This window comes from Actinacidiphila sp. bgisy167 (assembly GCF_965342175.1).
Taxonomy (GTDB): domain Bacteria; phylum Actinomycetota; class Actinomycetes; order Streptomycetales; family Streptomycetaceae; genus Actinacidiphila.
In genome coordinates this window covers 108568-118067 of sequence record NZ_CBDRBL010000010.1, presented here as the reverse complement: position 1 = coordinate 118067, position 9500 = coordinate 108568, and the positions used below count along the sequence as shown (strand labels likewise).

Here is a 9500-nt window from a genome sequence, read left to right as displayed (position 1 = left end):
CCGGAGGCGGCACGTCGCGTGCCGCCTCAGGAGCCTCGCTTCCCGCGTCCCGCTCGCGTGCCGCAGCACCGAAGCCGCCTGCGTCGGCCGGCCGCTGCTCGTGCCGTTCCTCGGGGGGCGCTGGCGTGCCCCGCGCGTCGTCTGATGGGGTGTCGTGCCGCATGGCCGCTCCTCGGAGTGCCCGCAGATCGTGTTTTCGGGCGACGTTGCGCCGGACGCCTGGAGCGGCGTTCGGGGTGACGCCATGCTCCTCGACTGCCCTGGCAGGAGCCGGGCACACTCCGCGGCGGGCGGGGGAACACCGCGACGCCGCGATCGAGGGTGCCTGGACGCCCGCGGGACGGCCTCGCAGCGGCCCGGTCATCCCCGGGCAGGACGACGACGCCGGCCGGTGCGCGCCGGCTCGCGGGCCGCGGCGTGCGGCAGCTCCGTTCGTCCGGCGGCGCCCGCGAAGTACGCGATGGTGGTCTTCAGCCCGTCCGTCCAGGACACCCGGGGCCGCCAGCCGAGCAGTTCCGTCGCCAGCGTGGTGTCGGGCCTCAGGTGCTCGGGCTCTCCCGGCGGCCGGTCGACGAAGCGGAGCGGGGACCTGGAGCCGGTCAGGTCCAGGACGCTGCGGGCCAGGTCCGTCACCGACATCTCCTGGGTGCCGCCGATGTTGACCGGCCGCACGGAGCGGCTCGCGGCGACGGTGAGGATCCCCTCGACGACGTCGTCCACATAACACAGGCAGCGGGTCTGGGTGCCGTCGCCGGTGATGGTCAGCGGCTCGTCCGCCAGCGCCTGGCGGATGAACGTGGGTACGGCGTGTCCTTCGTGCGCCGGCATCCGCGGCCCGTATGCGCAGAACAGCCGGACGATGCCCGCGTCGCTGCCGTGAGCGGCCACATGGGCGGTGACCAGCGCCTCCGCGAAGCGCCGCGACTCGGCGGCCAGCGAGTGCGGCCCGACCGGGTCGACGCATCCCGGGTCGTCCTCGCGCTGCGGGTGCGTCCGCGGCTCGCCGTAGACCTCGGAGGCCGAGGCGAAGAGCAGCCGGGCGCCGTCCCGATGGGCGATGGCCAGGGCCCGGCGGGTGCCGTCGCAGCCCGCCTCGAGGGCGCGGAGGGGGTCGGCACGGCGCTCTCCCGGATCGGGCCAGGCCAGGTGGAGGACGACGTCGTACGGACCGTCCAGCAGCCCCGGTGCCTCCGGATCGGCCGGATCGCACGGCAGGAAGCGGAAGCCGGGGCAGGGGCCGAGATGGCCGACGCGCGCCGCCTTGGTGGCGCGGTCGGCGCAGTCGACGTCGACGCCCGCGTCCAGCAGATACTCGCAGAGCGCGGTGCCGGGGAAGCCGGCGCCGCCGGTGACGAGGGCGCGTCGCCATGGCAGGGGCGGCGTGAGAGGAGCGGGGGGCGTCATACGGGCCCCTTCCTTCGCACGGGACCTGGGACGGCGGGCCGTGCCGACGGACGGCCGCGAGGCCCGGCGGCGTCCCAGACGGGCGGTACGCCCTTCGGGTTGCCCCGCCGAAGCTCCGTTCAACCACCGCGCCGGCCCGGCGCCCGCCCCCGGGTTCCGCGTTCGCCCCTCCGGCTCCACCCTCATGACCTGCGCCGACGGCAGGAACGGGGCGCATGGCCCGAAGCCCGCGTTCACCCGAACGGCGCACATGGACGGGCCTCCTCACCCCCCGGGGCCGATGGTGAGGAGTGGCACGTCAGCCGCGCCTGCGGCGAGATCCGCCCGACGGGAGGAGATCGAATGACGCGCATGTCCTCGCCCCCCTGGGAGCACGCCGTCGTCACCGGCGGTGCCGGGTTCCTCGGTTCCCACCTGTGTGCCGCGCTGCTGGACGCCGGCACGGCGGTCACCTGCGTCGACGATTTCAGCACCGGCCGCCGCGAGAACCTCTCCGCGCTCCACGGCCGCCCCGGCTTCACCCTCGCTCCGGGCGACGTGGCCGAGGGCCTGGCCGTGCACCGCGACGCGGACCTGGTGCTGCACTTCGCGTCCCCCGCCTCCCCCTCGGACTACCTGCGGCTCCCGCTGCACACGCTGGAGACCGGCAGCCTCGGAACCCGCAACGCCCTGGCGCTGGCCCGCGACCACGGCGCCCGCTTCGTCTTCGCGTCCACGTCCGAGGTGTACGGGGATCCGCAGCAGCATCCGCAGAACGAACGCTACTGGGGCCATGTGAACCCCGTCGGACCGCGGAGCGTCTACGACGAGGCCAAGCGCTTCGGCGAGGCGCTGGTCACGGCCGAGGCGGAGAGCCGCGGCACGGACGCGGGCATCGTGCGGCTGTTCAACACCTACGGGCCCCGTATGCGCGGCTACGACGGCCGGGCGGTGCCCACCTTCATCCGCCAGGCACTGTCCGGGGAGCCGCTCACGGTGACCGGTGACGGGAGCCAGACCCGGTCGCTGTGCTTCGTCGACGACACCGTGCGGGGCGTGCTCGCGGTGGCCGCCGACGGCATGCGCGGGCCGGTGAACATCGGCAACCCGGCCGAGCTCAGCATGCTCGAGCTGGCGCGGTTGGTCATCGAACTCACCGGTTCCGCCTCCGATATCCGCTTCATCGACCGCCCCACCGACGACCCGGCGGTGCGATGCCCGGACATCACGCTGGCGCGCGACAAGCTCGGCTGGGAGCCGTCGGTGACCGCCGAGGAAGGGCTGCGGCGCACCATCGCATGGTTCCGCGCCCAGCCGGCCGCCGGCTGACCTCCGCGTCCACGACGGCCCCGCCCGCTCACGGCGTCCGCCCGACGCGCCACCCTCCGCCGTCTGCCGTCTGTCCGTCGTCCGCCCTCCGCGACGTCCCACGTCCCGTCGCCGTCCCCCGTCCGGCCCTCCGCCGTCCGCCCTCCGCCGTCCGCCCTCCGCCCTCCGCGACGTCCCACGTCCCGTCGCCGTCCCGTGAAAGGCCGGTACGCCATGCGCATCCTGGGAATCAACGCGCTCTTCCACGACCCGGCCGCCGCCCTTGTCGTCGACGGCCGCACCGTGGCCGCCGCGGAGGAGGAACGCTTCTCCCGGCGCAAGCACGGCAAGCGCCCCGTGCCCTTCTCCGCCTGGGAGCTGCCGGAGAAGGCGGCGGCCTGGTGCCTGCGGCGGGCCGGGCTGCGGCCCGCCGACCTCGACGCCGTCGCGTACTCCTTCAACCCCGCGCTGGCACGTCCCGCGGAGGACATGGGACTGGACGACCCCTGGGACCACGTCCGGCTGACCTACGCGCGGCAGGCGCCCGCCTTCCTGGCCACCGCCCTTCCCGGCCTGGACCCGCACCGGGTGCGGTTCGTCGCACACCACATGGCGCACGCCGCCTCCAGCGCCTTCGCCGCCCGCGACGCCCGCTCCTCGTCGGTGCTGGTCCTGGACGGACGCGGGGAGAGCACCTCGCACCTGGCGGCCCACCGCGTCGGCGACCGGCTGGAGCCGCTGCACGCCCAGCGGCTGCCGCACTCCCTCGGCCTGGTCTACGAGGAACTCACCGAGCACCTGGGCTTCCTGCGCTCCTCGGACGAGTTCAAGGTGATGGCCCTGGCCTCGTACGGCCGGCCGCGCATGCTCGGCGAGCTGCGCCGGCACGTGTACTCCACCGGGGACGGCGGCTTCCACGCGGGCGGCGTGCCCTGGGCCGAGCTGTGCCCGGCCCGCGCCGTGGACGAGCCGTGGACCCAGGAGCACGCCGATGTGGCGGCCAGTGCCCAGGCCGTGCTGGAGGAGGTGCTGCTGGACCTCGTGCGGTGGCTGCACGGCCGGACGCACGACGGCCTGCTGACGATGGCGGGCGGCGTGGCGCTCAACTGCGTGGCGAACTCCCGTGTCGCCGCCGAGGGCCCTTTCGCCACGGTGTGGGTGCAGCCCGCCGCGGGCGACGCCGGCACGGCGCTCGGTGGCGCCCTGTACCTGGCGGCGACCGGCGGCGACGATCCCGCCCCGATGCCCGGCGCGGACCTCGGCCGGGAGTGGACGGACGCGGAGCTCGGCGCCTTCCTCAAGACCGCGGCGGTCCCCTTCGAGCGGCCGGCCGACATCGCCGTCGCCGTGGCGGAGGCGCTGGCCGGCAACGCGATCGTCGCATGGTTCCAGGGGCGCTCCGAGTACGGCCCGCGTGCGCTCGGGCACCGCTCGCTGCTCGCCCACCCCGGCCACGCCGGCAACCTGGAGCGCCTCAACGACGTCAAGGGACGCGAGCAGTTCCGGCCTGTCGCGCCGATGGTGCTCGCCGGCCGGGCCGAGGAGATCTTCCACGGCCCCCTGCCGAGCCCGTACATGCTCTTCGTGCACGACGTCGCGCCGGCCTGGCGGGAGCGCATCCCCGCGGTCGTCCACGTCGACGGGACAGCCCGCATCCAGACGGTGGACCCGGCCGCCGAACCGCTGATGGCGCGGGTGCTGGAGGAGTTCGAGCGGCGCACCGGCCTGCCGGTGGTCGTCAACACCAGCCTCAACACCGCCGGCCGGCCCATGGTGGACGACCCGCGCGACGCGCTGGAGTGCTTCGGCTCCACCCCGGTGGACCTGCTGGCCATTGGCCCGTACGCGGTACGGCGCGCGGAGCTGTTCGCCGATGGTGCGGGCGGTCCTCGATGAGGCCCCGCAGGGACGGGCCGGACTACGCCGTGGTCGTCCCCACCCTGGGCCGGCCCAGCCTGGAGGTGTGCCTGCGTGCGCTCGACGCGGCTGCCGGACCCCCTCCCGCGGCCGTGGTCGTGGTCGACGACCGGCCCGGCGACGAGTGCCCGCCGTTGCAGGTGTCCCCCGGCCTGCGCGCGCGCACGACCGTGGTCCGCGGCCGGGCGGCGGGGCCGGCCGCCGCCCGCAACATCGGCTGGCGGCTGGCCGGTTCGGTGCCCTGGGTGGTCTTCCTCGACGACGACGTCGTCCCGGGACCCACGTGGGCCGCGGATCTGGCCGGCGACCTGGCCGCGGCCGGTGGCGGCACCGCCGCCGTCACGGCCCGCATCCAGGTGCCGCTGCCCGAGGGCCGGGCCGCCACCGACTGGGAACGCAACACCGCCGGACTGGCCACCGCGCGCTGGATCACCGCCGACATGGCCTACCGCACCGAGGCCCTGCGCGCCGTGGGCGGCTTCGACGAACGCTTCCGCCGCGCCTTCCGCGAGGACGCCGACCTGGCGCTGCGCGTCCTCGACGCCGGCTGGTCCCTGGCCGCCGGGCGGCGCACCACCGTCCACCCGGTGCGCCCGGCCGGCCGGTGGATCTCGGTGCGCCTGCAGGCGGGCAACGCCGATGACGTGCTGATGACCCGTCTGCATGGACGGCACTGGTGGGGCCGGGCAGGAGCGCCGCGCGGCCGGCTGCGCCGCCATGTGCTGATCACCGCCGCCGCGGCGGCGGCGCTCCCGCTGGCGGCGTTCGGCCGTCGCTCCGCCGCCGCGGGCTGCGCGGCCCTCTGGCTCGCCGGCACCGCCGAGTTCGCCTGGGCGCGGATCGCCCCCGGCCCGCGGTCGCGCGCCGAGGTGACGGCGATGGCGCTCACCAGCGCGGTGATCCCGCCCGCCGCCACCTGGCACTGGCTGCGCGGCCAGGTGAGCACCGGCGTGTCGCGCCGCTGCGCCGGCTCCCGGCGCGGGCGCCCGCGGCGGCGGAACAGCCGGCCGAGGAGGTGAGGACATGACCGCCCGCTTCACCACCGGGACCTCGGGTGGCCCGCCACTCGGCGGCATGTGGGGGCCGTGGCTCTTCCCCGGCGCCTCGACACCGCCGCCCCGAGGCTTTCCGCAGGCGGTGCTCTTCGACCGCGACGGCACCTTGGTCGCCGACGTGCCCTACAACGGCGACCCGGACCGGGTGGAGCCCATGCCCACGGCGCGGGAGGCCGTCGACGCCGTGCGGGACCGCGGCATCCCCGTCGGCGTGGTGTCCAACCAGTCCGGGGTCGCCCGCGGCCTGCTCACGAAGCATCAGATCCTGGCGGTGAGGCGGCGGACGGAGACGCTGCTCGGGCCGTTCGCCGTGTGGGCGGTGTGCCCGCACCTCGTCGGCTGCGGCTGCCGCAAGCCCGCGCCGGGCCTCGTCCTCGCCGCCTCCCACTGGCTGGGGGTGCCGGCCGCGCACGTGGCCGTCATCGGGGACATCGGCTCCGACGTGGCCGCCGCCGAGGCCGCCGGCGCGCATGGCATCCTGGTGCCCACCCCGGCCACCCGCCCGCGAGAGATCCGGGCGGCCCGGTCCACCGCCGAGAATCTTCTCGAGGCGGTGCGGATGGTGCTGGCGGGAGCCGTACGGTGAGCACGCCGCGCACCCTCGTGGTCAGGCTGGACAGTGCGGGGGACGTCCTGCTGGCCGGACCGGCCGTGCGCGCTGTCGCCGCGCACTCGGCGCACACCGCCCTGCTGTGCGGGCCCCTGGGCCTGCCGGCGGCGCGGATGCTGCCGGGCGTGGACGAGGTGCTGGTGCACGACGCGCCCTGGGTGGGGCTGGACCCGGCCCCGGTGTCCGCGGAGGCGACGCGCGAGGTGGTGCGGCGGATCAGCGCGGGCCGGTTCGACCGGGCTCTGATCCTGGTCTCCTTCCACCAGAGCCCCCTGCCGGTCGCCCTGCTGCTCAAGCTGGCGGGCGTGGGCGACGTCTGCGCGGACTGCGAGGACTACCCCGGCTCGCTGCTGGACCTGCGGCACACCAGGCGGCCCCGCAGGCACGAGGCGGCCGCCGCGCTCGACCTGGCCCGCGCCGCCGGGTTCCCGCTGCCGCACGGCGACGACGGCGGGCTGCGCATCCTGCGGCCGCCCGGCACGGCCCGTCTGACCGGCCCCGGCCCGTACGTCGTCGTGCACCCCGGCGCGGCGGTCGAGGCACGGCGGTGGAGCGTCCGCCGGGCCGCCCGCGCCGTGGCGGCGCTCTCCGCCGCGGGCCACCGGGTGGTGGTCACCGGCAGCCGGGAGGAGAAGCACCTGACCGCCGCGGTCGCCGGTGACCACGGGCTGGACCTGGGCGGCGCCACGGACTGGCCCCAACTCGCCGGAGTGCTGCGTTCCGCGCGGGCCGTGGTGGTCGGCAACACCGGGGCGATGCACCTGGCCGCAGCCGTGGGAACGCCGGTGGTCTGCCTGTTCTCCCCCGTCGTGCCGGCCGGGCGGTGGCGCCCGTACGGAGTGCCGCACGTGCTGCTGGGCGATCAGGAAGCCGCCTGCGCGGGCAGCCGCGCCCGGCGCTGCCCCGTCCCCGGACATCCCTGTCTGGACGCCGTGGACGACGCGGCGGTCCTGGCCGCCGTCGACCGCCTGACCGGCCGCACCCGAGGAGGCGCACTCCCGTGAACATTCTGCTGTGGCACGTGCACGGATCCTGGACGACGGCGTTCGTCCAGGGACCGCACACCTACCTGGTACCCGTCACCGACGGGCGCGGTCCCGACGGACGCGGCCGGGCCGCCACCTTCCCCTGGCCCGCGACGGTCCGGGAGGTGACCCCGGCGCGGTTGCGGGAGGAACCGGTGGACCTGGTGCTCCTGCAGCGGCCGCACGAACTCGAGTTGGCCGCACGGTGGCTGGACGGCCGCCTGCCGGGCCGCGACGTGCCCGCCGTCTATCTGGAGCACAATGCCCCGGCCGGGCGGGTGCCCTGCACCCGGCATCCGTTCGCCGACCGCGACGACCTCACCCTGGTGCACGTCACCCACTTCAACCGCCTGTTCTGGGACAACGGAAGCACCCGCGCGGTGGTCATCGAGCACGGCATCGTGGACCCGGGCCACCGCTACAGCGGGACCCTGCCCCGCGCGGCGGTCGTGGTCAACGAACCCGTCCGGCGCGGCCGGTTCACCGGAACGGACCTGCTGCTGTCGCTGTCCGAGGCCGTGCCACTGGATGTCTTCGGCATGCGCACCGAAGGACTGGCCGAGCACCTGGAGGTGCCCCCCGAACGGTGCCGCACGGCCGACCTGCCCCAGTTCGAGTTGCACGACGCCATGGCGCGGCGGCGCCTCTACCTGCACCCGGTGCGCTGGACGTCACTGGGGCTGTCGCTGCTGGAGGCCATGCACCTGGGCATGCCCGTCGTGGCCCTGGCCACCACCGAGGTCGTCGAGGCCGTCACCCCGGGCACCGGCACCGTCTCCACTCGCCCCGAGGTGCTGGCCGCCGCGGCCCGCCGCTATGTGCACGACCCCGCCGCGGCGGCCGAGGACGGCGCGCGGGCCCGTCAGGCGGCGCTCCAGCGCTACGGACTGAAACGCTTCCTGCACGACTGGGAGCGCCTGCTCAAGGAGGTGTGCCCATGAACGGTCGCCACACCGCCGACTCCATGGCGATCGCCCTGGTGTCGGAGCACGCGAGTCCGCTCGCCACTTTGGGCGGCGTCGACGCGGGCGGTCAGAACGTGCATGTCGCCAGGCTGGCCGCGGCGCTCGCCGGACGCGGCCACCGCGTCACCGTCTACACCCGCCGGGACGCGCCCGACCTGGCGCAGTTGGTGCCGCTGTGCCCGGGCGTGGAGGTCCATCATGTGCCGGCGGGCCCGCCACATCCGGTGCCGAAGGACGAACTGCTCCCGCATATGACCGAGTTCGCCCGTCACCTGGCACGGTCCTGGCGGCTGCGGCCGCCGGACGTCGTCCACTCGCACTTCTGGATGTCGGGCGTGGCCTGTCTGCAGGCGGCCCGGCAGCTGCGCCTGCCGCTGGTGCACACCTACCACGCGCTGGGCACGGTCAAGCGGCGTCACCAGGGAGCCGCCGACACAAGTCCCGCCTCCCGCGTCGTCTGGGAGACGGAAGTCGGCATCGGCTGCGACCGGGTGATCGCCACATGCCGTGACGAGGTGCTGGAACTGGCCGCGATGGGGATACCGGAGCACCGGGTGAGTGTCGTGCCCTGCGGGGTGGACACGGACCGCTTCACCCCGCTGGGGCCCGCCGCCCCGCGCGGCCCGTACCGGTACCGTCTGCTGCAGGTGGGGCGGATGGTCCCCCGCAAGGGCGCCGCCGTCTCGATCGCCGCACTGCCGAGGCTGCCCGGCGCCGAACTGGTCGTCGTGGGCGGCCCCGCGCGGGAGCGTCTGCACGAGGACGCGGAGGTGCGCAGGCTGCGGGGCCTGGCGCTGGCGAGCGGGGTGGCCGACCGGGTGCGCTTCACCGGCGGAGTGCCCGGCGAGCAGATCGCGCTGCTCATGCGCGGCGCGGACCTGGTGGTCTGCCCCGCCGACTACGAGCCGTTCGGCATCGTCCCGCTGGAGGCGATGAGCTGCGGCCGCCCGGTGGTGGCCACGACCGTGGGGGGCCACCTGGACACCGTCACCGACCCCGGCACCGGACGGCTCGTCCCGCCCCGCTCCCCCACCGCTCTGGCGCTGGCCGTCCGCGGGCTGCTCGCCGACCCGGCCGCCCGCGCCGCCTGCGGGGCGGCAGGCCGGCGACGCGTCCTCAGCCGCTTCTCCTGGTCCCGCGTCGCCGAGTCCACCGAGCGCGTCTACCAGGACGTCCTCACCTCCCGCGCGGGGACGCCCGCCGCCGCGGCCCGCAACTGACCGGCCGCCCCACCAAC

Annotated in this window: 8 protein-coding genes; 7 read left to right on the top strand and 1 reads right to left on the bottom strand. The window is 75.8% G+C overall.

Going from position 1 to position 9500, the window contains the following annotated elements; all coding sequences use genetic code 11:
- Positions 1-360 precede the first annotated feature (360 nt).
- On the bottom strand, positions 361-1404 hold the full coding sequence (locus ACRWND_RS06555; RefSeq protein WP_431946874.1) for an NAD-dependent epimerase/dehydratase family protein: 1044 nt from the start codon (positions 1402-1404) through the stop codon (positions 361-363).
- Positions 1405-1755: 351 nt separating this feature from the next.
- Between ACRWND_RS06555 and ACRWND_RS06550 the strand changes: the two genes are divergently transcribed.
- The 7 genes from ACRWND_RS06550 to ACRWND_RS06520 all read left to right on the top strand — a co-directional run bounded on the left by ACRWND_RS06550 (position 1756) and on the right by ACRWND_RS06520 (position 9483).
- A complete protein-coding gene (locus tag ACRWND_RS06550) occupies positions 1756-2712 on the top strand; it encodes an NAD-dependent epimerase/dehydratase family protein (protein WP_431946882.1) in 957 nt (318 codons plus the stop codon).
- A gap of 213 nt (positions 2713-2925) precedes the next feature.
- The gene (locus tag ACRWND_RS06545) at positions 2926-4587 is read left to right on the top strand and encodes a carbamoyltransferase family protein (protein ID WP_431946872.1); all 1662 of its coding nucleotides are present in this window, start codon (positions 2926-2928) and stop codon (positions 4585-4587) included.
- The gene (locus ACRWND_RS06540) at positions 4584-5627 is read left to right on the top strand and encodes a glycosyltransferase (protein ID WP_431946870.1); all 1044 of its coding nucleotides are present in this window, start codon (positions 4584-4586) and stop codon (positions 5625-5627) included. Before ACRWND_RS06545 ends, ACRWND_RS06540 begins: the two co-directional genes overlap by 4 nt.
- A gap of 4 nt (positions 5628-5631) precedes the next feature.
- Positions 5632-6249, top strand: a complete 618-nt coding sequence (locus tag ACRWND_RS06535) for a D-glycero-alpha-D-manno-heptose-1,7-bisphosphate 7-phosphatase (RefSeq protein WP_431946868.1) — start codon at positions 5632-5634, stop codon at positions 6247-6249.
- The gene (locus ACRWND_RS06530) at positions 6246-7277 is read left to right on the top strand and encodes a glycosyltransferase family 9 protein (RefSeq protein WP_431946866.1); all 1032 of its coding nucleotides are present in this window, start codon (positions 6246-6248) and stop codon (positions 7275-7277) included. The genes ACRWND_RS06535 and ACRWND_RS06530 overlap by 4 nt, the downstream gene beginning before the upstream one ends.
- Positions 7274-8239 (top strand): glycosyltransferase, encoded by a 966-nt coding sequence (locus tag ACRWND_RS06525; RefSeq protein ID WP_431946864.1) that lies wholly within the window; start codon positions 7274-7276, stop codon positions 8237-8239. The genes ACRWND_RS06530 and ACRWND_RS06525 overlap by 4 nt, the downstream gene beginning before the upstream one ends.
- Positions 8236-9483, top strand: a complete 1248-nt coding sequence (locus ACRWND_RS06520) for a glycosyltransferase (protein WP_431946862.1) — start codon at positions 8236-8238, stop codon at positions 9481-9483. Before ACRWND_RS06525 ends, ACRWND_RS06520 begins: the two co-directional genes overlap by 4 nt.
- Positions 9484-9500: the final 17 nt, after the last annotated feature.

What these genes read in the sequence shown, in the direction of transcription:
- ACRWND_RS06520 (WP_431946862.1), top strand. Translation starts at nt 8,236, where the DNA reads ATGAACGGTCGCCACACCGCCGACTCCATGGCGATCGCCCTGGTGTCG.
- ACRWND_RS06545 (WP_431946872.1), top strand. Translation starts at nt 2,926, where the DNA reads ATGCGCATCCTGGGAATCAACGCGCTCTTCCACGACCCGGCCGCCGCC.
- ACRWND_RS06540 (WP_431946870.1), top strand. Translation starts at nt 4,584, where the DNA reads ATGAGGCCCCGCAGGGACGGGCCGGACTACGCCGTGGTCGTCCCCACC.
- ACRWND_RS06535 (WP_431946868.1), top strand. Translation starts at nt 5,632, where the DNA reads ATGACCGCCCGCTTCACCACCGGGACCTCGGGTGGCCCGCCACTCGGC.
- ACRWND_RS06555 (WP_431946874.1), bottom strand. Translation starts at nt 1,404, where the DNA reads ATGACGCCCCCCGCTCCTCTCACGCCGCCCCTGCCATGGCGACGCGCC.
- ACRWND_RS06550 (WP_431946882.1), top strand. Translation starts at nt 1,756, where the DNA reads ATGTCCTCGCCCCCCTGGGAGCACGCCGTCGTCACCGGCGGTGCCGGG.